Origin of the sequence: Azospirillum canadense (genome assembly GCF_025961225.1) — a bacterium.
GTDB lineage: Bacteria > Pseudomonadota > Alphaproteobacteria > Azospirillales > Azospirillaceae > Azospirillum > Azospirillum canadense.
The window spans coordinates 143,240-167,427 of sequence record NZ_JAOQNG010000010.1 but is presented as its reverse complement, the minus strand read 5'-3'; the positions used below and the strand labels follow the sequence as shown (position 1 = coordinate 167,427).

Genomic DNA, 24,188 nt, shown 5'->3' with positions numbered 1-24,188 from the left:
CGTCAGTCTGGTGGAATGCAACCACAGAGACACAGAGAGATCCGAACGCAAGGCATCCGGTCTTTGATCAGAGTGTAAAGAAGCTCCGTGTCTCTGTGCCTCTGTGGTGAATGTCCTCTCCGGCAACCGGTTGTGCCGCCCGGGCCTCACCCCCCGTCAAACGTGACCATCACCTCCAGCACCGCCCCCGGATCGCGCTGCGCGTCACGGAAGACGGCGATCTCGCCGGGGAGGAGTTGCGCCGGCGACGCCTCGACCGTCCAGCTCCGGATCGGTTTGCGGTCTTCGCCGAGCGAGGTGACGCGCACCACCGGAACCGGACGGACGGTGTCGGACACGTTGACGATCTGCCCGTCGACGACCAGCACCGGGGCCCCGCCCTCCACCTTCTGCTCCGACCGCAGGTTCTGCAGTTGAAGGCCGGTTCCCGGCGGCTCCACGCGTAGGCCTACGGTCTCGTACAGAAGGGCGGCCGGCGGCCAAAGCCGCACGATCTGGCCGCGCGCCGCGACCGCGCCCCCGGCGAGCGCCAGCACCACCGCCACGAACAGGCCCCAGCCGATCAGCGCCCGGCGCATCGCCGCCCGGTCGCGCGGCGGCCGTTCCACGGTGGGGGCCGAGGTCTGCCGGATTTCGGTCACATCGTTCAGCGAGAAATCCAGATCGTCCTCGTCCGGCGACTGCCACCAGGTGTGGCCGCACTTGGCGCAGCGGACTTTCCGTCCCTGCGGTCCGACCGCCGAATCGGCCAGTGTGTAGCGCGTGGCGCAGGTCGGACAGGCGATGATCATGGAGGCCGATCGAGGTCACCGAAATTGCAGAATGTCGTTATAGGTAGTCATGAGGTATGAAGCAAGGAACGCCCAAGCGGCCACCATCCGGAGCGGCGGGAGCGGCCTTTCGTCCGGCTGGTCCCACGGCGGTGGACGTACCGGCGGCACCGGTGCATTGTCTTGTCGCACCCCAGGCGGGGTACCGCCCGGGGGCGTCGTCGCGGCCTTGGTGAGATTGTGATTCGTTTCGAGAACGTGGGTTTGCGCTATGGCACCGGCCCCGAGGTGCTGCGCGACGTCAGCTTCACCCTGCCCCCCGGCTCCTTCCATTTCATGACGGGGGCGAGCGGGGCGGGCAAGTCGTCGCTTCTGAAGCTGATGTACCTGGCGCTCCGCCCCTCGCGCGGGCTGATCACGCTGTTCGGGCGCGACATGGCACGGCTGACGCGGGCCGACCTGCCGGAACTGCGCCGCCAGATCGGGGTGGTGTTCCAGGACTTCTCGCTGCTCGACCATCTGTCGGCGCTCGACAACGTGGCGCTGCCGCTGCGCATGGGCGGCGCCGGCGAGGCTGAGGTGGTGGAGCACTGCACGGAAATCCTGCGCTGGGTCGGGCTCGGCAACCACCTGCACGCCCTGCCCTCCACCCTGTCGGGCGGCCAGCAGCAGCGCGTCGCCATTGCCCGGTCCGTGATCAACCGCCCGCGCCTGCTGCTGGCCGACGAACCCACCGGCAACGTGGACGACGGCATCGGCATGCGCCTGCTGTTCCTGTTCGAGGAGATGCACAAGCTGGGCGCGACCGTGGTGATCGCCACCCACAACGAGGCGCTGATCCGCCGTTTCAACCACCCGCGCATCCATCTGGAGAACGGGCGCCTGCACGTCATGCCCGCCCAGTCGGCGCACTGGGCCTGAGGGGAGGGAACGGATCACCATGGCCCTGCCCCCCCTACGCCGCAAACGCTTCGACCTGCCGTTGGCGAAGGACCCGACGTCACGCTTCCTGACCTGGCTGACCGCGCTGATGGTCTATCTGGCGGCGCTGTCGCTGGCTGGCGCGCTGTTCGTGTCCGACATGGCCCGGCGCTGGGACACCGGCTTGGCAGGCGGCCTGACGGTGCAGATCGTTCCCCTGCCGGCCGGCTCCGCCACGCTGAACGAACGGACGGAGGCGGCGCTGACCGTGCTGCGCTCCACCCCCGGCATCAGGTCGGCCACGGCGCTGACCACCGACGACATCGGCCGCTTGCTGGAACCCTGGCTGGGCAAGGAGGCCGCCGACCCGCTGCTGCCCATGCCGCGGCTGATCGACGTGGTCACCGACGGGCCGGTGGACACCACGGCCCTGACGGCGCGGCTGAAGTCCGCAGCCCCCGGCGCCACCATGGACGACCACGCGGTCTGGCTGGCCGACCTGCGGCGCTTCGCCGGGGCACTGCACCTGGCGGCGCTGGCCGTCGTCGCGCTGATCGGCGGGGCCGGCGTGATGGCGGTGGTCTTCGCCGTGCGCGCCGGCCTGGCGATCCATAAACATGTTGTGGAACTGCTGCACCTGATGGGCGCCACCGACCGCTACGTCGCCCGCCAGTTCGAATCGCACGTCCTGTCCCTGACTCTGCGCGGCGGCCTTGGCGGTCTCGTGCTGGCGGTGGCGACGCTGGCCGGCATCGGCCACGCGGCCGCCGGGCTGAAGGCCAGCCTTCTGCCGACCGTCACCATCGACGTCTGGCATCTGGCCATCCTGGTGGTCGTGCCGGTCGTGGCCTGCCTGCTGGCCATGGTCACAGCGCGCTGGACGGTGCTGCGCACGCTGGAGTCGTTGCCGTGACGGCGCCGCCCCCGCCGCCTTCGCCACGGCCCGCCTGCCCATGGAGCGCGTGATGGCGCGGGTCGGCTCCCGGAGCGTCTGGTTCGCCCGGTCGCTGGGCCGCCTGCTGGCGGCGGGGCTGGTGGCGGGACTCGCCTGGGCCGGCGGGCTGGTCTGGTTCGCCAATTCGATTCCGCGCCCCCCGGCGGGTGAAAGCGCGGACGCGACGCGCCCCACCGACGCCATCGTCGTGCTGACCGGTGGCAGCGGGCGGCTCGGTATGGGGCTGGATCTGCTCACCGCCGGTCGGGCCCGCAAGCTGTTCGTGTCCGGGGTCTACGAAGGGCTGGACGTCCAGGAGTTGCTGCGCAAGTCGCGCCAGTCGCCGAGCGACGTCGAATGCTGCATCACGCTCGGCTATTCCGCCGACAGCACCATCGGCAACGCCTACGAGACGGCGGACTGGCTGCGCGAGCAGGGCTTCCGGTCGATGCGGCTGGTCACCGCCAACTACCACATGAAGCGCAGCCTGCTGGAGTTCCGGATGGTCATCCCGGACGTGGAGGTGGTGCCGCACCCCGTCGCCTCTCCCAACGTCCATCTGGACGACTGGTGGAAGTGGCCCGGCACCGCCAGCCTGCTGGTCACGGAGTACAACAAGTACCTTTTGACGCTGCTGCGCTACGAGCTTGAGATGCTCCTCGAATCCTGACAAGTTCCGCCGATGATCTACCTCCGCTCCCTCGCCTTCAATGTCGCGTTCCACGTGTGGACCGCGATCTGCTGCTTCGGCCTGCTGTGGATGCTGCTGCTGCCCCGGCCGACGATGATCCGTGTGGTCAAATGGTACCTGGGCACCGTCAGCTGGCTGGAACGCACGCTCGTCGGCATCCGGTACGAGGTGCGCGGGAGGGAGCATCTGCCGGCCTCCGGCTCCTTCCTGCTGGCCGCCAAGCACCAGTCGGCGTGGGAGACATTGAAGCTCCATTTCCTGGTCGACGACCCGGCGATCATCCTGAAGCGGGAGCTGCTGTGGATCCCGATCTGGGGCTGGTACGCGGCGAAGGCGCGCATGATCCCGGTGGACCGCGGCGCCCGCGGCCGGGCCATCGCGTCGCTGATCCGGAACTCCAAGCCGGTGCGCGACGAAGGACGGCCCATCGTCATCTTCCCGCAGGGCACGCGGGTGGCCGCCGGAGCTCACCGCCCCTACCGGATCGGCGTGGGCGTGCTGTACGAGAGCCTGGACATCCCCATCGTGCCGATGGCGCTGAACGCCGGCCTCTACTGGGCGCGCCACAGCTTCATCAAGCGGCCGGGCACGATCGTCGTCGAATTCCTGCCCCCGATCCAACCCGGCCTCGGCCGCGCCAAGGCCATGCAGTTGCTGGAAGAGCAGCTGGAGGCCGCCACCGACCGCATCGTCGTCGCGGCCGGCGGCCCGGCGACCGTGCGGCCGAAGCCGGCGGACGAGTCGGCCGGAGTCTCGGAAAAGGCCGCCAGCGCGGCGTCTTGACGTCTCTCCCAGAACGCAAGAAGAACGTCCGCATTGACCGTTGAGGGGGTGACACGTACTCTTTCGCGGGTGTTGTAAGCGGGCCGGCCTTTCCTCGGCCGGCCGCGCGAGGGAGGACGCATGCCGGGCATCGCCGCCATTTCCCAGCGGATCTGGGACATGAAGTACCGCTTCAAAACGGCCGAGGGCGAGCCCGTCGACCGGGAGATCGCGGACACCTGGCGTCGCGTCGCCACCGCGCTGGCGGCACCCGAATCCGACCCGCAGGCCTGGGCGCCCCACTTCGAGGAGGCGCTGTCCCGATTCGAGTTCCTGCCGGCCGGGCGCATCCTGGCCGGGGCCGGCACTGGCCGGTCGGTGACACTGTTCAACTGCTTCGTCATGGGGACGATCGAGGACGACCTCGGCTCCATCTTCGCCCATCTGCGCGAAGCTGCGCTGACCATGCAGCAGGGCGGCGGCATCGGCTACGACTTCTCCACCCTGCGCCCCAAAGGCGCGCCGGTGCACGGAGTCGGCGCCGATGCGTCCGGTCCGCTGTCCTTCATGGACGTGTGGGACAGCATGTGCCGCACCATCATGTCCGCCGGCGCCCGGCGCGGCGCCATGATGGCGACGCTGCGTTGCGACCACCCGGACATCGAGGCCTTTATCGACGCCAAGCGCGAGCCCGGTCGCCTGCGCATGTTCAACCTGTCGGTGCTGGTCACCGACGCCTTCATGGACGCGGTAAAGGCCGACAAGCCCTGGCCGCTCGTCTTCGGCGACCGCGTCTACCGCGTGGTGCAGGCCCGCGCCCTGTGGGACCGCATCATGCAGGCAACCTACGCCTACGCGGAACCCGGCGTCATCTTCATCGACCGCATCAACGAGTCGAACAACCTGCGGTATGCGGAGCGGATTTCCGCGACCAATCCGTGCGTTTCGGCCGACACCTGGGTGCAGACCGCCGAAGGGCCGCGCCGCGTCGGCGATCTGGTCGGGCGCCCCTTCATGGCGGTGGTAAACGGGGTGTCCTTCCCGTCGACCCCAGAAGGCTTCTTCAAAACCGGCACCAAGCCCCTTCTGCGCATCACGACGACGGACGGCTTCGCGCTCCGCGTCACGGCGGACCACCCCGTGCGTTCCGTCGTCACGATGACGCGCTATGGAATCGAATCGGCGTGGACCAAGGCCGGGACCATCGCGCCGGGCGACCGGATCGTGCTCAACGAGCACGGGACGGACCTGCACTGGGAGGGCGCCTACGGCGAGGCCGAAGGCTATCTGGTCGGGCTGCTGGTCGGCGACGGCACGCTGAAGGAGGACAAGGCCGTCCTCTCCGTCTGGCCCGGTGAGGCGACCGTGAACGGCGGCCTCCAGCGCCCCGGCGTCGCCGGGGTCATGGACGCCGCGCTGGCCGCCGCGCACAGCCTGCCCCATCGGTCCGACTTCAACGGCTGGGTCACGGTGCCCGGCCGCGGGGAACGGCGTCTGGCGCTCGGGTCGGTCAAGCGCATCGTCATGGAACTGGGCATGGCGCCCGGAAGCAAGACCATCACGCCGGCCGTGGAGCGGACGTCCAGCGCGTTTCACCGCGGTTTCCTGCGCGGTCTGTTCGACGCCGACGGGGCCGTGCTCGGCGACCACGAGAAGGGGATCAGCATCCGGTTGGCGCAGAGCGACCTGGACCGCCTGCGGGCGGTTCAGCGCATGCTGCTCCGCCTCGGCATCGTCGGGCGCCTCTACGCCGAGCGGCGGCCGGCCGGCATGCGCCTGCTCCCCGACGGCAAAGGCGGCCGCAAGGAGTACCAGTGCGCCGCCGACCATGAACTGATCATCGCGAAGGACAATGTCAGCCGTTTCGCCGAACGGATCGGCTTCGCCGACACCGAAAAGCAGGCACGGCTGCGCGCCGCCATCGCCGGCTATCGCCGCACGCCCAACCGGGAGCGATTCGTCGCTGAAGTCGCAACGGTGACAGAGGACGGCGTGGAGGACGTCTACGACGCCCAAATCCTCGGCGCCAACGCCTTCGACGCCAACGGCGTGCTGGTGCACAACTGCGGAGAGCAACCGCTTCCCCCCTACGGGGCCTGCCTGCTGGGGTCCATCAACTTGGCGGGGCTGGTGCGCGATCCGTTCGAGGACACCGCAAGGCTCGACATGGACCGGTTGCGGGAGCTGACGGCGCTGGCCGTGCGGATGATGGACAACGTCGTCGACGCCTCCCGCTTTCCTCTGCCGGAGCAGGCGCGGGAGGCGCAGGCCAAGCGGCGCATCGGGCTGGGCGTCACCGGGCTGGCCGACGCGCTGATCCTCTGCCGGACCCGCTATGGGACAGAACGCGCGGTAGCCCTCACCGACAGTTGGCTCGGCACCATCAAGAACGAGGCCTACCGGACATCGGCGCGGCTGGCCGCGGAGAAGGGGGCCTTTCCGCTTTTCGACCGCGACGCCTACCTCGCCGCACCCATGGTGCGGTCGCTGGACGCCGACGTGCGCGCGCTGATCGAGCGGCACGGCGTCCGCAACGCGCTGCTGACCTCGATCGCGCCGACTGGGACGATCTCGCTGTTCGCCGACAACGTGTCCTCGGGCATCGAGCCGGTCTTCTCCTACAGCTACGAGCGCACGGTGCTGCTGCCCGACGGCGCCCGCCGGACGGAGGAGGTGAGCGACCACGCCTACCGCCTGTTCCGGGCGGCGTTCGGTCCGGACCGCCCCCTGCCCGATTATTTCGTCGACGCCCAGGTGCTGACCCCGGCGGAGCATGTGGTCATGCAGGCGGCGGCGCAGCGTCACATCGACAGCTCCATCTCCAAAACCATCAACTGCCCGGAGGACCTGCCCTTCGACGCCTTCAAGGACGTCTACCGGCAAGCCTACGAACTGGGCTGCAAGGGCTGCACGACCTACCGGCCGAACGCCGTCACCGGCTCCGTCCTCGCCGTGAAGAAGGAGGAGCCGAAGGCCGAGACGCCGCCGCCCGCCCCTCCGGTACCGGCGGAGACCGGCGGCCACCGGGGCGAGGTCGGCTCGGTCGTCTACATGACCAAGCCGCTCGACCGGCCGGAGGCACTGCCGGGCGAAACCTACAAGGTGCGCTGGCCGGACAGCGACCACGCCATGTACATCACCATCAACGACATCATCGAAGGCGGCCGGCGGCGCCCGTTCGAGGTGTTCATCAACTCCAAGAACATGGAGCATTACGCCTGGACCGTGGCGCTGACGCGCATGATCTCCGCGGTGTTCCGGCGCGGCGGCGACGTCAGCTTCGTGGTGGAGGAGCTGAAAGCGGTCTTCGACCCGCGCGGCGGCGCCTGGATGCAGGGGCGCTACGTGCCGTCGCTGCTGGCGGCCATCGGCGACGTGATCGAGCGCCACCTGAAGGCCATCGGCATGCTGCCGGAACCGGACACGCTGCTGGCCGAGGCGGCGCGCAAGGCCATGGGCGACCCGGAGGTCGCCCGCCCAACCATCGAGCCGCCAGCCGTGGAACGGTCCGCCGTGGAGCAAAGCGTCGAGCCGCGGCCGGTTCCCACCCGCCAATGCCCGAAATGCGGCCAACCCGGGCTGATCCGGCAGGAAGGCTGCGACACTTGCCTGAATTGCGGTTATTCGAAGTGCAGCGGGTGACCCCGACCCACGCCGCCTGAGGGGTGATCCCCGCGTTCCCGGACGTACGCGCCCGGCGGGCCAAGCCGCGGAACCGCCGGACGAGCTGGTTCGGGGATACCGTAACTCGGCCTAGTGCGCGTCCTTGTTACTTTTGGTCCTTCCTGGTTTCCATGCTCGATGGCACCGCCTGACCGGAGCTGCGCGCACGGCGTCATGGACGAACGCCGGGCGCCGCCGGTCTGCTGTTCAAAGGCAGGAAGCGTGGTGTCATGCGGCGATGGGCCTGGAAGTCGACAAAGAAGATCGCGGCGCTGATCGCCCTGGGTGTCCTGGCTCTGTTGGTCGTGCGCATTTACGATTCACAGCGCGGCCCGCCGCTTGAGGTCTGGCACACTTTCGTGCCCGAGGAACTCCACAAGAAGAACCTGGACCACAGCGATTGGTCCCAATACTTGGCGGCCGAGGACACCCTATTCGACAGCGTGCGTACGGAGGTGACGCAGAAGCTGTCGCCAGGGGAGCGCGTTCCCGTCAACCGATACTTCGATGGAAGCCCGATCTACCCCGGCCGCTTCGCCCAGGACTGGAACCGGTCCTACCTGCTTGAACCCGAAGGCCCCGTCAAGGGAGCGGTCGTCTTCCTGCACGGCCTGACCGATTCCCCCTACAGCCTCCGCCACATTGCCCGCCTCTACCGGGCGCATGGCTATGTCGCGATCGCCATTCGCTTGCCCGGCCACGGCACGGTTCCCGCGGGCCTGACCGACATCGCGTGGGAGGACTGGCTGGCGGCGACCCGGCTGGCGGCGCGGGAAGCGCAGCGGCGCATCGGCCCGACGCAGCCGTTCCACATCGTCGGCTTTTCCAACGGCGGCGCGCTGGCGATGATGTACGCGCTCGACGCCCTTGATGATCCGGAATTGCGGCGCCCCGACCGCATCACGCTGATCTCGCCGATGATCGGCATCACCGCCTTCGCGCGCTTCGCCGGCCTGGCCGGCTTGCCCGCGCTGTTCCCCGCCTTCGCGAAGGCCGCGTGGCTCGCCGTCGTGCCGGAGTTCAACCCTTTCAAGTACAACTCCTTTCCAATCAACGGCGCGCGGCAGTCCTACCTTTTGACCACCGCCCTGCAAGGCAGAATCGCCAGCCGCGCCGCCGATGGCCGGCTGGCTGACTTGGCGCCGATCCTGACCTTCCAGTCGGTGATGGACTTCACCGTCAGCACGCGCGCGATTCTGTCCGGCCTGTACGCCCACCTGCCCGCCGCCCATTCACCCGAAAATGCAAGCGAGCTGGTGCTGTTCGACGTGAACCGCAACACCAAGTTCGGCCCGCTCCTCAGTTCGGCGTCGGACAGCATGCTGGCGCGCGTCCTGCCCGATCCGCCCCGGCGCTTCCGGACCACGGTCATCACCAACGCGGACGCCGACCGCTCCGACGTGGTCGAGCGCGTCACGGAGGCCGGCGCGGACACGGAGCAGGTGAACCCGCTGGGTCTGGCCTATCCCTTCGACGTCTATTCCCTGTCGCACGTCGCCCTGCCGTTCCCGACGAGCGACTCCCTCTACGGCCTGCAGCCCGATCCGGCGGAGGACTTCGGCATCCACCTGGGCGCCGTGGCCGCCCGTGGGGAGCGCGGGGCGCTGATCGTCAGCATGGACAGTCTGCTGCGCATGTCGTCCAACCCCTTCTTCCCCTACCTGCTGCGCCGCATCGAGGAGCCGCTGACCCAGGCGTCCTCCCGGCAGGCGTTGCGCCACGATTCAGCCGAACCAGGAAGGCGGTGAAGCTATGGCCACCAAAAAGGTCGCGATCGCCTGCCAAGGCGGGGGAACGCACGCGGCGTTCAGCTGGGGCGTGCTGCGGACCATCCTGGCGGCGAAGAAGCGGTGGGACGCGAACCCGCAGGGCGGCGACAGCTTCGACATCGTCGCAGTCAGCGGCACGTCGGCCGGCGCGCTTTGCGCGCTCGCGACCTGGTACGGCCTTGTCCCGAACACCGCCGACCGGACCTGCGGCACCGTCGACAAGGCCATCGAGCGGCTAGACTTCCTGTGGACGACCTTCGCCGCCGCCAACCCGGTGGAGGCCGCGCACAACCAGATGGTCGGCGCCCTCCTGGGCTGGAAGTCGCAAGGGCTGCCGCTGCCGGAACCCAACCCCTACGCGGCCTGCGGCAAGCTCGGCCTGACCAGTCTCGCCATGATGGGCGCCCGCCCGCAGTATCTGGGCTTTGCGGAACTGCTGAAGGACCTCTGCCCGCACTTCGACGCCATCGACTGGCCGGCGCTGGCCAAGGCCGACATCCGGATTCTCGCTGGCGCCATCGAGGTGCTCAGCGGCAACTTCGAGGTGTTCGATTCCGACAAGACGCTGGAACAGATGGGCCTGCGCCCCGATGGGCGAGCGATCAGCCAGTATGACATCACCCGCTGGCGCATGCGCCGGGCGATCTCGCTGGACGGCGTAGCGGCGTCGGGGACCCTGCCGGAGGTGCTGCCGGCCCAGATGATCCCCGACATGGTCTTCCCCACCTGCACGCCGGGCCGGACCGTCACCCGCAACGGCTTCTATTGGGACGGGCTCTATTCGCGCAACCCGCCGGTGCGCGACCTGCTGGACGGGCAGACGAAGGACGAGAAGCCGGACGAGATCTGGATCGTCCGCATCAACCCGCAGGAGTTCCAGCCCGCCTCCCCCAACATCGGGCTGGAGGACATCCGCGACCGGGAAAACGACCTGGCCGGCAACCTGTCGCTGAACCAGGAGCTGGACGGGATCATGACGATCAACCACTGGATCGAGCGCTACGGCGACCGCCACCCACCGCTGGACAGCCGCAAGATCGTCGCGGTCCGCACCATCAAGATGACCCGCGACACCGCCTGGGGCCTGAAGCACACGTCCAAGTTCAACCGCAGCCCGGACTATTTCGCGACGCTGCGCGAGGAGGGGCGGATGGTGACGGAGCAATGGCTGGCGGACTGGCGGCGGCTCGGCGCGGACTTTCCCCGCTATCCCTACGACGCGCGCTACCCGGAGCCGGCCTGACATGAAGCGCGAAGCGGAGCCGAAAGCATGACCGATCTTGCCGCCGTCCTCGTCGCGCTCGGGCTGCTCATGGGCCTGGCCTACCGTGGCGTGACCCTGCTGATCGCGGCCCCCGCCACGGCGCTGCTCGCGGCCCTGCTAACCGGCGGGCTGCCCATCCTCGGCGCCTACACCCAGATCTTCATGAGCAACACCGGCTCCTTCATCGTCTCCTTTTTTCCGCTGTTCATGCTCGGCGCGATTTTCGGGAAGCTGATGGACGACAGCGGGTCGGCGCGGTCGCTCGCCCGGCTGGTCAGCGCCCGCCTGGGGCCGGAGCGCGCGGTGGTCGCGGTGGTGCTGTGTTGCGCCGTGCTGACCTACGGCGGCGTGTCGGCCTTCGTCGTCGCCTTTGCGATCTACCCGGTCGCCGCCGCCCTTTTCCGCAACGCCGGCATCCCGAAGCGGCTGATCCCCGGCGCGCTGGCGCTGGGCGCCTTCACCTTCACCATGTCGGCCCTGCCTGGGTCGCCGGCGATCCAGAACGCGATCCCCATGCCCTTCCTCGGCACCACGGCCTTCGCGGCCCCGGCGCTGGGGATCGTGTCCGGGCTGGTGATGTTCGCGCTGGGCGTGCTGTGGCTGAACGGCCGCGCCGCCCGCGCGCAGGCGGCCGGCGAAGGCTACGGCCACCACGTCGACAGCGCGCCGACGCTGGACCGTGCGACGCGGGAGCGCGCGCAGTGCGAGGGCTTCGACATCGTCGAACTCTCGCCCGGGCCCAACGTGGAAGACCGCCTGCCCCCGGCCACGCTGGCGGTGCTGCCGATCGCCGTGGTCATCGTCAGCAACTTCCTGTTCATCCAGCTCGTCGTTCCGCGCATGGACACGGCCTTCCTCGCCGAACCGAAGTTCGGGGCGACGACCATCGAGACCGTGCGCGGCGTGTGGGCGGTCATCGTCTCGCTGTCGGTCGCCATCCTCTTGCTCATCGCCGGCAACTGGCGCCGCTTGGATGACCTGCGCACGAGCCTGGACCAGGGGGCCGACGCCTCCGTCCTGCCGATCTTCAACACCGCGAGCCTCGTCGGCTTCGGCGCGGTGATCGCCGCCCTTCCGGTGTTCGGCACGATCAGCGACGCCGTCCTGACGCTGGGCGGGGGAAATCCGCTGGTGTCGGTCGCGGCGTCGGTGTCGGTGCTGTCCGCGATGACCGGATCGGCGTCGGGCGGCATGAGCATCGCGCTGGACGCGCTCGGCCCGACCTTCGTGGACATGGCGCGCACGACCGGCGTCTCGCTCGACGTGATGCATCGCGTGACGGCCGTCGCGTCAGGTGCGCTCGACGCGCTGCCGCACAACGGCGCCGTCATCACGCTGCTGACCGTCTGCCGGCTCAGCCACCGGGACGCCTACGGCGACGTCTTCATCGTCGCGGCGGCCATCCCGATGGTCGCGCTGGTCGTCCTGATCGTCCTGGCCGGCCTGCTCCGGAGCTTCGGGTTCTAGCCCGGCACCGCAAGAATGGAGGCTCCGATGAAGAACAGTCTGAATCGTCGTCGGGCGTCGCTTGCCCTCCTGCTCCTGCTCGCGGCTTGCGGCTCCGGCGAAGCGCCCGTCGCGGATCCGGTCCGGCCCGTGCGGGTGGCGGCGGTCGAGCGGCGTGCGGCCGGGGAGACGCTGACGCTGCCCGGCCAGATCCAGGCGCAGGACGAGGTCAGCCTCTCCTTCCGCATCGACGGCCGGATGGTCGAGCGGCTGGTGAACGTCGGCGACACGGTCAAGGCGGGTCAGGTGGTTGCCCGCCTGGACCCGGAGCCGACCCGCAACGCCCTGCGCGCGGCGCGGGCGAACCTGACCGCGGCCATGGGGCAGCAGACCCTGGCCCGCAACGACTACGAGCGGCAGGAGACCCTGCTGCGCCAGGGCTGGACCACCCGCGCGCGCTACGACGCCGCGGCGCAGGCGTTGAAGGCCGCTGAGGCGCAGGTCGATGCGGCGCAGGCGCAGTTCGACACCGCGCAGGACCGGCTGGGCTACACGGAGCTGGTGGCCGACGGCCCCGGCACGGTCACCGCCCGCGGGGCCGAGCCCGGGGAGGTTGTGGCGGCCGGCCGCATGATCGTGCATCTGGCCCGCCAGGGCGGGCGCGACGCGGTGTTCGACGTGCCGGCCTCCGCGATCCGGGACGCGCCCGGCAATCCGTTGGTCACGGTGTCCCTGGTCTCCGACCCCGCGGTGCGCGCCACCGGCCGTGTGCGCGAGGTGGCGCCCCAGGCCGACCCGGTCACCCGCACCTTCAAGGTCCGCGTCGGCCTTCAGGATCCGCCCGACGCCCTGCGGCTCGGCTCCACCGTCAACGGCTCGATCCAGGTCGGCGGCGTCGGCGGCATCGAGATCCCGGCCACCGCCCTGACCCAGGCGAACCAGCAGCCGGCGGTCTGGATCGTCGACCGGGCGACGAACACCGTCGCCCTGCGCAACATCGACCTCGACCGCTACGACCTCGCCCGCGTCACGGTGGCGCGCGGGCTGGAGGCCGACGAGATCGTGGTGACCGCCGGCGTGCAGGCGCTCCGCCCCGGTCAGAAGGTCCGCATCCTGGGGGAGGGCTCATGAGCGGCTTCAATCTCTCCGCATGGGCGATCCGCAACCGCTCCCTGGTCCTGTTCCTGATGATCGGGGTGGTGGTGGCCGGCACCGTCGCGTTCCTGAAGCTCGGCCGGGCGGAGGATCCGGTCTTCACCATCCGCACCATGGTGGTGCAGGCACACTGGCCGGGGGCCACGCTGGACGAGACGCTCCAGCAAGTGACGGAGCGGATCGAGCGGACGTTGCAGGAGGTGCCGAACCTCGACACGTTGCGCAGCTACACCGTTCCCGGCACGACCGTGATCTTCGTCGATCTGGTCGGCAGCGCCCATGGGCGCACGGTGTCCGACACCTGGTACGAGGTGCGCAAGCGCGTCGGCGACATGCGCCACAGCCTGCCGCAGGGGGTGCTCGGCCCCGGCTTCAACGACGACTTCGGCGACACCTTCGGCATCATCTACGGCTTTACCGCCGACGGCTTCACGCACCGGGAGCTGCGCGACGCGGTGGAGGACGTGCGGTCGCGCCTGCTGCTCGTCCCCGACGTCGCGAAGATCGAACTGCTGGGGGAGCAGGACGAACGCATCCACGTCGATTTCTCAGCAGAGACTCTGGCGGGGCTGGGCGTCGAGCCCGGCGCGCTGATCGCCGCGCTCCAGGCGCAGAACGCCGTGCGCCCGGCCGGCGTGCTGCGCACGGGGAAGGAGGCGCTGTCCCTCCAGGTGTCCGGCGCCTTCGCGTCGGAGCAGGACATCCTCGACGTCAATTTCGTGGCCGGCGGACGCATGCTGCGCCTGCGCGACGTGGCGGAGGTGCACCGCGACTTCGCCGACCCGCCGCAGCCACTGTTCCGGGTGGACGGCAAGCCGGCGATCGGGCTCGCCATCGCCATGCGTCCGGGCGGCGACATCCTGGCGCTGGGGCGCAACATCGCGGCGGAGATGGCGCGGGTCACCGCCGACCTGCCGGTGGGGATCGAGGCGCACCCCGTGGCCGACCAGGCGCGCACGGTGGACGAGGCGATTTCCGACTTCATCACCTCGCTGTGGCAGGCCGTCGTCATCGTGCTGGTGGTCAGCTTCATCGCGCTCGGCCTGCGCGCCGGCACGGTGGTGGCGATCACGATTCCGCTGACGCTGGCGATGGTCTTCTCCGTGATGGATCTCGCCGGCATCGATCTCCAGCGCGTGTCGCTGGGCGCCCTGATCATCGCGCTGGCCCTGCTGGTGGACGACGCCCTGACCACCGTGGACGCCATGACGCGGCGGCTCGCCGCCGGCGATCGGATGGAGGTCGCGGCCGTCTACGCCTTCAGGACCCTGGCCTTCGCCATGCTGTCCGGCACGCTGGTGACCATCGCCGGCTTCGTGCCCATCGGCTTCGCGCAAAGCTCGGCCGGGGAGTACACCTTCTCCATCTTCGCGGTGGTGGGCATCGCGCTGATCGCGTCCTGGCTGGTCGCGACCGTCTTCGCGCCGGTGCTGGGCACCATGCTGCTGAAGCCGCCCAAGCCCGGCCGGGGGGAGCAGCCCGGTGCGGTGATGCGCCTCTACCGCCGCGCGCTGGAGGCGGCAATCCGGGCGCGCTGGCTGACCATCGCGACGACGCTCGGCCTGTTCGTCCTGGCGATCATGGCGCTGGGCCTCGTCCCGCGGCAGTTCTTTCCGCCGTCGGACCGGGTCGAGCTGCTGGTCGACCTGCGCCTGCCGCAGAACGCATCGATCCACGCCACGCGCGAGGCGGTCGAGCGCTTCGACACGCTGCTGAGCAAGGAACCGGGCGTGGAGCGCTGGAGCAGCTATGTCGGGCGCGGCGCGATCCGCTTCTACCTGCCGCTGAACGTGCAGCTCGCCAACCCCTTCATGGGCCAGTCGGTGGTCGTGACCACCGACGTCGCGGCGCGGGAGCGGCTGCAAGCCCGCCTGGAAGCCCTGCTGGCGGAGGAGTTCCCGAACGCCGTCGCCCGCGTCTACCCGCTGGAACTCGGCCCGCCGGTGGGGTGGCCGCTCCAGTACCGCGTCCTGGGTCCGGACCCCGGCCAAGTGCGGGAGATCGCGCTGAAGCTCGCGCAGGTCGTCGGCACTTCGCCCGAGGTGCGGCGGATCAACTTCGATTGGATGGAGACCGCGCGCACGCTGCGGGTGCGCATCGACCAGGACGAGGCGCGGCGCCTGGGCCTGAGTTCGGCCGCCGTCGCCGCGATGCTGGACGCCACCGTCTCCGGCACCGCGGTGACCCCCGTCCGCGACGGCATCTACCTGATCGACGTCCTGGCCCGCGACGCCCGCGGCCAGACCCTGTCCATCGATACGCTGCGCAGCCTGCCGGTGCCACTGCCGAACGGGCGGAGCGTGCCGCTGAGCCAGCTGGCCTCCTTCGGCTACGGCCAGGACCTGCCGCTGGTGTGGCGGCGCGGCCGGGTGCCGGCCCTGACGCTGCAAGCGGACGTGGCGCCCGGCGTCCTGCCGGAAACCGCCATCGACGCCCTGGCGCCGCAGATCGCGGACCTCTCCGCCGCCCTGCCGCGCGGCTACCGCATCGAGGTCGGCGGCATCGCCGAGGAGAGCGCCAAGAGCCGCGCGTCGGTCTTCGCCGTCGTGCCGGTGATGCTTCTGCTCGTCCTGACCGTGCTGATGGTCCAGCTCCGCAGCTTCCAGCGCCTGTTCCTGGTGCTGAGCGTGGTGCCGCTGGGCCTGATCGGCGTGGTGATGGCGCTGCTCGCCTCCGGCCAGCCGCTGGGATTCGTCGCCATCCTCGGCGTGCTGGCGCTGGTCGGCATGATCGCGAAGAACGCGGTCATCCTGATCGAGCAGATCGAGGCGGAGCGCAGCGCCGGGCGCGGCATCGCCGACGCGGTGATCGCGGCGAGCGCGTCCCGCTTCCGCCCGATCATGCTGACCGCCGCCTCCACCGTGCTCGGCCTGATCCCCATCGCCTTCACGGTGTTCTGGGGGGCGATGGCCTTCGCGATCATGGGCGGCCTTCTCGTCGCGTCGCTGCTGACGCTGATCTTCCTGCCAACGCTCTACGTGGCGTGGTTCGGCGGCCGGGAAATGGTGCGCGAACGCGCGCCGGTTCCCCCGCCCTTCCCCCCATCGACCGCATGACGACCGCATGACCGGCCCGGAGCCCACGGCCATGGACACACGAGCGACGATCCGGGCGGACGGCAGCGGCAGCGATGGCGGCGGCATCGACGTCCGGCTGTGCGACCTGTCGCAGCTGTTCCGCAGCCTCGACCCGTCGCCCTTCCGCGCGGGCACCCTGACGGCCGACGCGGATGCCTATTTCCTGAACCGGGTGAAGGAGCAGCCGGACGGCCAACCGGTGCGCATCATCCTTCGCCTGCCGGCCGGAACCCTGGCGCGCCACCCGTCCTTCGACATCGCGTCAGCCCTGACCGGCCATTTCTCCGCCTGCGCCGCCGCTGAGAAAAAGCGCCTCCGCGAGTCCGTTCAGACCTGGCGCCAAGCGGCCCTGATCGGCTTCGCGACGCTGTCCGTCTGCCTCTTCCTCGCTTGGCAGATCTCCCACAACCTCACCGCCCGCCCAATGACCCGGATCCTGCAGGAAAGCTTCGTGATCCTGGGCTGGGTCTCCGTCTGGAAGCCCATCGAGACGTTCCTGTACGAGCTGCTGCCATCCCGCCAGCACCGGCGCCGGAACGCGCTGCTCCGCCTTGCGGCGGCGGAGGTGGTTGTGCGCGAGGACGGGTAGGAGTTGTTGTTTTGGCGAGGATTGGTGGCCGTCAGAAGGCCTAATTCTGGCAAAATCCGGTGCTATTTACTTCGTTAAGTCACGCAACTCCCAGAAAATTGGTATAAATTCTGTCCAGCAAGCCACTGTAGGCGTCGAAATAGTTCTGCAGCTTGGTTGATGATACGTCTACGTGAACCTTCTTACGATGCGCAATCGTAATGCGGTCGTCCACCATATTGTCGATATGCTGCTTCTCGACATCGTGCTCATCATCCCATTGGCGTTTCAGCTCAGCTTCGAAAGCTGCATCGAACAAGCCAACCAGTTCCAGAATTTTGGTGGTTTTTGGATTCTGGTAGCTTTCGCAAATTTTCTCAATGGGCCGGTAAATGCGGCTGTTTGAGCGCTGCTTCGCGTACTCGATAAAAATTCGCTTAAGCATTTGCTCTAGGCTTCCGCATATCGAGACACAGATTTGTTGGCTAGACAGGGATATCAACTCGTCCCGATCTTTTCCAGACCCCTTCTTGATAAAGGATATCTGGTAGCTGAGGCGGTCAAATTCGGCTTGAAGTTCCTGTCGCTTCATATATTGGCAAAGGCCTTCTCAGCCTCCTCCATGCGCTTCCTGACGTTCTCCTCATCAGCTGTGGAGCGGATATAGCCTTCGATAAAGCGTTCATTCTGAAGTAGGGCGTTGTACGCTGACAAGGCCACCTCACTTGGAGGTGCCGCCTTCACTGCGAGACGGCGGGCAAGCGCGCTAGCGACGGAATCAAAAACGGCGGTGTTGAGGGAGCGATCAGGACGGAAGGTACGGGTACCCAACGCTTCTTTTACAAAACCCACCATCTTCGAAAAAATGTTCCCCAATTCTTGCAGCTGCGCATCCGAAAGGTTTCGCTTTTCCTTCATGTAATCATTCAGGAAATGCTTCATTGGGCTCTTATATTCGGCGCCTTTTTCGTAGAAGGCCATGAAGCGCAGGATGAGTTCTACATCTTTGAGACGCTTGCTTTTCGGCCCGTACACCGCCCTCCACTCTGCATTATCGTTGAGTTTGTGCAGGTAATCGTTGAATCCTCCATGACAAATACATGACCGGATTTCCTGCGGTGAGAGCTTAATGCCACCCGTGTTGATACGTTCAAAGACCTCATAGACGCTGTTAATTTCGCCTTCGGGTAAGTCCTGCTTGAACACCGTGGCGTGGATTACTGCATCATCAAGACGAGCCCGGTCGGCCTCGTCCAGCGTCGTGTAAGTTCGGCCGTTAAATTTGGTTTCGAGCCCGCTCAAGGCGAACTCCTTTCCGTTAATAAGGCCTTTAGCAAAATAGAGAAGCGACTTGAGACGCTGCTGACCATCAATGACTAGATGCTTGCCGGAATCGGCTTCCTTAAACAGGAAGATGCCGGGAACGGGAAGTCCAAGAAGAAGGGATTCAATGAAGCGGGAGCACTGATTTTGGGACCAGACGAAAGCGCGCTGGAAGGGCGGTATATAAAATAACTTTTTATCCATCCGAGAAACAAGTGTCTCGACAGGATAATCCACACCAAAAGACGAGATCGAAAATAACTCTCCGGTGGTGGATACGTCTTCTTCTGCATCCTCTACATTAGCGAGATCATCCAGATCTTCTTGAAGCTGCTTGATGTCGCCCACGATTCCCTCAGTCTTGATGTGCGTGAAGTGCTTGCATTATACGCTGTCGGCAAAAGACTCAACATGGCTGGAACAGCTTGTTATCTAGACCAGAAACGGGAGCGCTGTTCAACCTGGATGTAGTTTCGCCTCACAAATTTCCCGTACGGAACGTGGGAAGATACATTTTCCGTAGGAAAAGGTATAGATGGTTGCCAAACACCTACCGCAGCAAGGCAATGGTCCGATCGACTATAGCGAAAGGGGCAGCGGGTTGGTCGTATCAGGCGAAGGGAACACCCCCGCCAGCATTCTGTCGAAGAACGCGACGTGCGGCTCCGGCAAGGTGCCCGCCGCCCAATGGGCGAAGGCATCGCAGAACCATTCCTCCGCCACCGCGTCGTGGTTGGACAGGAGCTTGCGCGGCACAGGATCAACGAGCCCGTCGAGCCGCTGCATGCGGCGCAGGAAGTCGGCCTGCTCCGCCTTGCGTCGGCGGAGGTGCATGTTCACGAGGATGCGCCCGACACCGAATCGAGGACCGATCTGCCGAAGGCATGACCCTTCGGCAGATCGGCACAAGGTTGGCGGGCCTTACGCGTCGACGGTCGTCATGAAGATGCCGTCCTTGCCCGAGCCGGTCCAGAACAGTTACGGCGTCTGGTTGTACAGGATGGCGCAGGGGCTCGTGCCGCCGAGGATGCCGGGGTCGCCGTTCGGGCAGGTGACGCGCACCTGTGACGTCCAGGTTTTGTCGCCGGTGCCGTCATAGGAGGTGACGAAGATGCCATCCCGGCCGGACCCGGCAAAAAACACCAGCAGCTTGTAGGTGCTGCCGCTGAGGCAGACCGATGGGCTGGTGTTCTCCAGGAACCCCATGTCCGTGATCTGCCCCTTGATTCCGAACGGCTTCTGCCAGCCCTGGTTGGTCAGAACGGTATAGTAGGTGCCGTCGTTGCCGGAGCCATTGTAGAACAGGTAGAAGTCGGTCATGTATTCGACGGCGCAAGCGCTGGTTCCGCCGGCGACGCCGATTTCGGGCACATAGTTCTTGATGTTGGTCTGGCCCGTCCACGTGTTGTGGTCGAGGATGCTATAATAGATTCCGTCGTCGCCGGAGCCGATCCAGAACACATACGGGTTGCCATACACCGTCGCCGTCGGGCTCGTCTTCTCCTTGAAGCCCATGCCGCCGATAAGCCCCTTCATTGCCACCGGGCCTTTGACATCGGTGCCGTCGAAGGTGATGTAATAGGTGCCGTCGTTGCCGGCGCCATTGTAGAAGACATACAGCAGATCACGCACCACCACGGCGGACGGGCTGCTGTTGTCGGCGACGCCGACCCCGGTGACCACGCCGCCCAGGCGGGTCGGCCCGGTCCAATCCTTTCCGTCATAGGTGACGAAGAACAAGCCGTCGCCGCCAGAGCCGTTGTAGATGACGTACAAACTTCCCTGGTACACCGCCGCGGATGGGCTGCCGTTGATGCCGATGCCCTTTACGTAGTCGCTGAGATTGAGCTGATCGGTGAATTTCATGACGTCTTTCCCCCAGTTCCGGCATGCAGCGGTAAGGCTGCGCAGCAACGATACCCGAGTGGATTGCATTTTTTTCCAGATTTATATGACATTTATTGTCAATATCGCACACTTATCTCGGTTTGGTGGCGTTGAATAACGATAATCGCAACCAAAAAATGGGCCGACGATCAACCTCGCGATGGCGTTTTCCGGAGCGCTGGTCCACAGTGGACAACCTGTGTCCACCCCGATCGCTGGTCTCCACACCCGATGGCGCCGGATTTCACCCCGCTCTTGCCTGGAACCTGGGACTACTGGCGCCCAACCGGCAGCCGCATCGTCGAGCTGGGAACGGTGCGCGGGTTTGACGTGGCGTTGCCGACTCATTTCCATGACGAAGACCAGATGACGTTCGTGCTGTCGGGACGGCGCCGGTTCGTCATCGGCAACGAGGTGTTCGACATCGGCCCCGGCCACGGCATGCACATCCCGGCGGGAACGCCCCATCGCTCGCTGTCCGAGCCGTCGGAGGTCGTGTGCATCAACATGTACACGCCGTCGGGGGTCTACGCGGCGGGCGACCTGATCTCCGGTCTGGCTCGGCACTGGCGGAGAACGGGGCATCTTGGGTGGCCCGACCTCACGCTCATCGCCGAGGACCACAGGCAACGCGCGGGAACCATCGCGCGCCGGACCGGCAACCCGACGGGCGGCAACCCGGCCGCCACCCCGATGGGCGGCATGCCGTGGGAAACGGTGAGCCAAGCGGCGCAACAGGCCGGCATGAGCCGTGAGGGATTTTCCCGCCGGTTCAGGCGGCAGCACGGCATGTCGCCGCACGCCTTCTGGCTGCTGGAAAAGCTGAACGACGCGCGGCGCCTGCTCCGCGCCGGGGAGGCGATCGCGGCCGTCGCCGCGGACACCGGCTTCGCCGACCAAAGCCACCTGGGCCGCTGCTTCCGGCGCGCGTTCGGCGTGACGCCGGGCCGATATCGCGCGGGATAGGTCACATCCGTTCCAGACCGCCGTTGCCCACCCCTGCTATCCATCCGCCCGGACGCGCCGCACGGAACCGGTCCGCTGCGAGCGCTTGATTGGGGAGCACGGAATGACAGCCGCTTTGACCGCATTCTCATACCTCCTGGTAGTCGGCGCCGGGGTAAGCGTCGCCCTGCAACAGGTCTTGAACGCAAACCTGCGGACCGAAATCGGGTCGCCCTGGTGGGCCGGCTTCGTGAGCTATTTCGTCGGCATGCTGGCCATGCTGGCCGTTGCGCTGACCTCCTCCGGCCCGCGGTTGCCAGACTCCTTCGCAGGGGTGACGTCGTGGCTGTCCTGGACCGGGGGGCTTTTCGGCGCGCTGTTCATCGGGACCGCCATCCTGATGGTCCCTCGCCTTGGCGCCGCAACGGTTCTCGCCCTGATCGTCGTCGGCCAGATGACCGGCTCGCTCGCCTTCGACCACTTCGGCCTGTTCGGGCTTTCCCAGCAGCCGGTGAGCGTCACCCGGCTGGCCGGCGCGGCCTCCCTGATCCTGGGGGTCGTTCTGATCCGCTGGTAGCGGGCAAAGGTCACGTGCCCTGGCGGCCGATCTGTGACACTGTCCCGCCCCTTCGATTGGGCAGGCGGTGGAGTGGGGAATGCGGGGACGGCAGACGCGGGCGCAGATTCGGGCGCCCTATCTCGACCCCGTGCGCGTGGGGGAGTCGTCGGGGAACCTGCGCTGCCGCTGCTGCGGGCGGCCGGACGGCGTCGTGGTGCGCGGCTTGCCGGACGGCCGCTGGTACGACGGCGCGGACGAGACTTGGCGCGACGCGCGGGGCCGGCGCGTGGATTGGCCGGAGCCGGTCGAATACGGCGCCACCACCGACACCCTGGTCAGCGTGGATGCGTTGCGCATCACCAACGCCCCCGTGGAGCGCGTGCGGCTGCTGTGCAACCGCTGCCGCCGGCTGGAGGGCGCCGTGCATGGCCGGGCGCGGGCGCGCATCAGCATCCTGCTGCGCCGGGCCATCGGCGACCTGTTCCTCGGTCGTTACGACGACCCGGGCGTGCTGGCGAAGCTGGTCGAGATGTTCCGCAAGAACAACTGATCCAGGATTTGAGGGTCCTCAGACACCATCATCCATGGCGATGCCGCCGTCCAGCCTTGCGGCGAGTTCCCGCCGCGCCAGCAGCTCGGACGGCACCCGCTCCGCCACCGGCACGGGCGGCGGGGGCGTGAAGGCGCCGTAGGGGCCGGCGTCGCCGACGATCCACTCATCCTGGGGCTGCGCCTCGATCCGGCGGAACAACGCCGCCGCGGAGGAGAGCGCCGAGTTGGCGATTTCCGGCACGGGCAGAGCCTTGCGCTCCTCCCGCCCCTGCATGGCAAAGACTTCATCCTGCGCGTCGGACATCGGCATCTCCATCGCCACCTTGATTAAGAAAGTGACATCCCCGCTGCCCTGTTCCAATCGCCCAAACGGCCAGTCCCGGCCACGTTTTCGCAAGCCCAGCGCGAAGGCGCGATTCCTGTGCACTGCAACAAGAGTCTTGCGGTTTTGCCGGCCGGGCCGGAAACTCTCCCCGGGTGTCGTTCGGGAAGCTTTGCGCAACCTTGAAGAAATGGGCTGAGGAGAATTGGGAATGGCTGGTTACGACAACGCCGACGGCCCTGCGGGGCTGGTCATTCGATTGATCGACACCGCGGTGAAGGCGCTCGACGAGATGTCGGACGCGGCCGGCGAGATCGCGCCGGACGTGGGGAATTTTACGGACGCCCTGGTGGCCGCCCAGCGCATCGCCGACCGCGCGGCGCAGGACCTGAAGCGCCTGTCCCAGAAGGTAGCCGCGGACGCGAAGACCGCCTGACGGTTCCGCGGAAAACGGTGCGGCGCCGAAGCGCCGCACCAGTCCATGCTCAGCGACGAAGCCCCGCCGTGAAAGCGAAGTTGTCGAAGCTGCTCTCGGCGACGCGGAACCACAGGTATTCCTCGTCGCGGAACTTCTTCCACGGCTCGTAGATCTTGGCGAACTTCGGGTTGGCCTTGGCGGTTTCGTCGTACAGCTCGGTCGCCGCCTTGTAGCTCGCCTCCATGATCTCGCGCGGGAAGGGGCGCAGCTGGGCGCCGCCGGCCACCAGACGCTTCAGCGCGGCGGGGTTGTCGGCGTCGTACTTGGCGTTCATCACCAGCGTCGCCTCGTAACAGGCCGCCTCCAGCGCCGCCTGGTATGGCTTCGGCAGCTGGTCCCACTGCTGCTGGTTGATGTAGAGCGAGACGTTCAGGCCACCTTCCCACCAGCCGGGGTAGTAGTAGTACTTGGCGACCTTGTTGAAGCCCAGCTTCTCGTCGTCGTAGGGGCCGATCCACTCCGCGGCGTCGATGGTGCCCTTTTCCAGCGACGGGTAGATGTCGCCGCCGGCGATCTGCTGCGGCACGACGCCGAGCTTCTGCAGCACCTGGCCCGCGAAGCCGCCGATGCGGAATTTCAGGCCCTTCAGATCGTCGACCGTCTTGATCTCCTTGCGGAACCAGCCGCCCATCTGGACGCCGGTGTTGCCCGCCGGGAAGTTGACGATGTTGTAGTCCTTGAAGAAGTCGCGCAGCAGCTCCATGCCGCCGCCCTGCATGATCCAGGCGTTCTGCTGGCGGGCGTTCAGGCCGAAGGGCACCGTGGCGTCGAAGGTGAAGGTCGGGTCCTTGCCCACGTAGTAGTAGCTGGCGGAGTGGCCGCACTCCACCGTGCCGTCCTTGACAGCGTCCAGCACCTGCAGGCCGGGCACGATCTCGCCGGCGGCGAAGGGGCGGATTTGGAACTTGTTGTCGGTGATCGCGGCGACGCGGCGGGCGATCACGTCCGCGCCACCATAGATGGTGTCCAGGCTCTTCGGGAAGCTGGACGCCAGGCGCCAGCGGAGTTCCGGAGTCGACTGGGCGATCGCCGGGGCCGCCAGCGTGCTGGCCGCCACGCCGACGCCGGCCGTGGTCAGGAACGAACGACGCTTCATTGAGAT

22 protein-coding genes are annotated in these 24,188 nt (G+C 67.3%); 15 read left to right on the top strand and 7 right to left on the bottom strand.

All coding sequences use genetic code 11. The annotated features are described in order from the left end of the window. Positions 1-146: 146 nt before the first annotated feature. On the bottom strand, positions 147-791 hold the full coding sequence (locus M2351_RS36455) for a zinc-ribbon domain-containing protein (RefSeq protein WP_264660874.1): 645 nt from the start codon (positions 789-791) through the stop codon (positions 147-149). Positions 792-1,010: 219 nt separating this feature from the next. Between M2351_RS36455 and ftsE the strand changes: the two genes are divergently transcribed. The 11 genes from ftsE to M2351_RS36400 all read left to right on the top strand — a co-directional run bounded on the left by ftsE (position 1,011) and on the right by M2351_RS36400 (position 17,041). Next, complete coding sequence (gene ftsE / locus M2351_RS36450) at positions 1,011-1,691, top strand: cell division ATP-binding protein FtsE (protein ID WP_264660873.1); 681 nt, start codon at positions 1,011-1,013, stop codon at positions 1,689-1,691. A 19-nt stretch (positions 1,692-1,710) separates the two neighbouring features. After that, positions 1,711-2,604, top strand: a complete 894-nt coding sequence (locus M2351_RS36445; protein WP_264660872.1) for a cell division protein FtsX — start codon at positions 1,711-1,713, stop codon at positions 2,602-2,604. A gap of 52 nt (positions 2,605-2,656) precedes the next feature. Continuing rightward, positions 2,657-3,295 (top strand): YdcF family protein, encoded by a 639-nt coding sequence (locus M2351_RS36440; protein WP_264660871.1) that lies wholly within the window; start codon positions 2,657-2,659, stop codon positions 3,293-3,295. 12 nt (positions 3,296-3,307) lie between these two features. Continuing rightward, entirely contained in the window at positions 3,308-4,099 is a 792-nt protein-coding gene (locus M2351_RS36435; protein ID WP_264660870.1) for a lysophospholipid acyltransferase family protein, read from the top strand. A 120-nt stretch (positions 4,100-4,219) separates the two neighbouring features. Continuing rightward, positions 4,220-7,720, top strand: coding sequence for an LAGLIDADG family homing endonuclease (locus M2351_RS36430; RefSeq protein ID WP_264660869.1), 3,501 nt, complete (start codon positions 4,220-4,222; stop codon positions 7,718-7,720). A 251-nt stretch (positions 7,721-7,971) separates the two neighbouring features. Continuing rightward, positions 7,972-9,489, top strand: a complete 1,518-nt coding sequence (locus M2351_RS36425) for an alpha/beta hydrolase (RefSeq protein WP_264660868.1) — start codon at positions 7,972-7,974, stop codon at positions 9,487-9,489. A gap of 4 nt (positions 9,490-9,493) precedes the next feature. Beyond that, positions 9,494-10,753, top strand: a complete 1,260-nt coding sequence (locus tag M2351_RS36420; protein WP_264660867.1) for a patatin-like phospholipase family protein — start codon at positions 9,494-9,496, stop codon at positions 10,751-10,753. Between the two features lie 27 nt (positions 10,754-10,780). Continuing rightward, complete coding sequence (locus tag M2351_RS36415) at positions 10,781-12,241, top strand: GntP family permease (RefSeq protein ID WP_264660866.1); 1,461 nt, start codon at positions 10,781-10,783, stop codon at positions 12,239-12,241. 27 nt (positions 12,242-12,268) lie between these two features. Next, on the top strand, positions 12,269-13,351 hold the full coding sequence (locus tag M2351_RS36410; protein WP_264660865.1) for an efflux RND transporter periplasmic adaptor subunit: 1,083 nt from the start codon (positions 12,269-12,271) through the stop codon (positions 13,349-13,351). Beyond that, a complete protein-coding gene (locus tag M2351_RS36405) occupies positions 13,348-16,431 on the top strand; it encodes an efflux RND transporter permease subunit (RefSeq protein ID WP_264660864.1) in 3,084 nt (1,027 codons plus the stop codon). The genes M2351_RS36410 and M2351_RS36405 overlap by 4 nt, the downstream gene beginning before the upstream one ends. Positions 16,432-16,462: 31 nt before the next feature. After that, a complete protein-coding gene (locus M2351_RS36400; protein ID WP_264660863.1) occupies positions 16,463-17,041 on the top strand; it encodes a hypothetical protein in 579 nt (192 codons plus the stop codon). A 79-nt stretch (positions 17,042-17,120) separates the two neighbouring features. Here M2351_RS36400 and M2351_RS36395 read toward each other — a convergent pair whose 3' ends face one another. From M2351_RS36395 to M2351_RS36380, 4 genes are all read right to left on the bottom strand, one after another. After that, entirely contained in the window at positions 17,121-17,612 is a 492-nt protein-coding gene (locus tag M2351_RS36395) for a HEPN domain-containing protein (protein WP_264660862.1), read from the bottom strand. Further along, the gene (locus tag M2351_RS36390; RefSeq protein ID WP_264660861.1) at positions 17,609-18,691 is read right to left on the bottom strand and encodes a DUF262 domain-containing protein; all 1,083 of its coding nucleotides are present in this window, start codon (positions 18,689-18,691) and stop codon (positions 17,609-17,611) included. The genes M2351_RS36395 and M2351_RS36390 overlap by 4 nt, the downstream gene beginning before the upstream one ends. Positions 18,692-18,922: 231 nt before the next feature. Then, positions 18,923-19,183 (bottom strand): carbohydrate kinase family protein, encoded by a 261-nt coding sequence (locus tag M2351_RS36385; RefSeq protein ID WP_264660860.1) that lies wholly within the window; start codon positions 19,181-19,183, stop codon positions 18,923-18,925. A 138-nt stretch (positions 19,184-19,321) separates the two neighbouring features. Continuing rightward, a complete protein-coding gene (locus tag M2351_RS36380; RefSeq protein ID WP_264660859.1) occupies positions 19,322-20,209 on the bottom strand; it encodes a hypothetical protein in 888 nt (295 codons plus the stop codon). Between the two features lie 252 nt (positions 20,210-20,461). On the opposite strand from M2351_RS36380, the gene M2351_RS36375 reads away from it, so the two are divergent. From M2351_RS36375 to M2351_RS36365, 3 genes are all read left to right on the top strand, one after another. Further along, positions 20,462-21,196, top strand: coding sequence for a helix-turn-helix domain-containing protein (locus tag M2351_RS36375; protein ID WP_264660858.1), 735 nt, complete (start codon positions 20,462-20,464; stop codon positions 21,194-21,196). Positions 21,197-21,299: 103 nt separating this feature from the next. Beyond that, on the top strand, positions 21,300-21,752 hold the full coding sequence (locus M2351_RS36370) for a DMT family transporter (protein ID WP_264660857.1): 453 nt from the start codon (positions 21,300-21,302) through the stop codon (positions 21,750-21,752). A 79-nt stretch (positions 21,753-21,831) separates the two neighbouring features. Then, a complete protein-coding gene (locus M2351_RS36365; protein WP_264660856.1) occupies positions 21,832-22,284 on the top strand; it encodes a hypothetical protein in 453 nt (150 codons plus the stop codon). Positions 22,285-22,302: 18 nt separating this feature from the next. Here M2351_RS36365 and M2351_RS36360 read toward each other — a convergent pair whose 3' ends face one another. After that, positions 22,303-22,590, bottom strand: coding sequence for a hypothetical protein (locus M2351_RS36360; RefSeq protein ID WP_264660855.1), 288 nt, complete (start codon positions 22,588-22,590; stop codon positions 22,303-22,305). A gap of 229 nt (positions 22,591-22,819) precedes the next feature. On the opposite strand from M2351_RS36360, the gene M2351_RS36355 reads away from it, so the two are divergent. Further along, positions 22,820-23,044 (top strand): hypothetical protein, encoded by a 225-nt coding sequence (locus M2351_RS36355; protein ID WP_264660854.1) that lies wholly within the window; start codon positions 22,820-22,822, stop codon positions 23,042-23,044. Between the two features lie 49 nt (positions 23,045-23,093). Here M2351_RS36355 and M2351_RS36350 read toward each other — a convergent pair whose 3' ends face one another. After that, the gene (locus tag M2351_RS36350; protein ID WP_264660853.1) at positions 23,094-24,182 is read right to left on the bottom strand and encodes a TRAP transporter substrate-binding protein; all 1,089 of its coding nucleotides are present in this window, start codon (positions 24,180-24,182) and stop codon (positions 23,094-23,096) included. Positions 24,183-24,188: the final 6 nt, after the last annotated feature.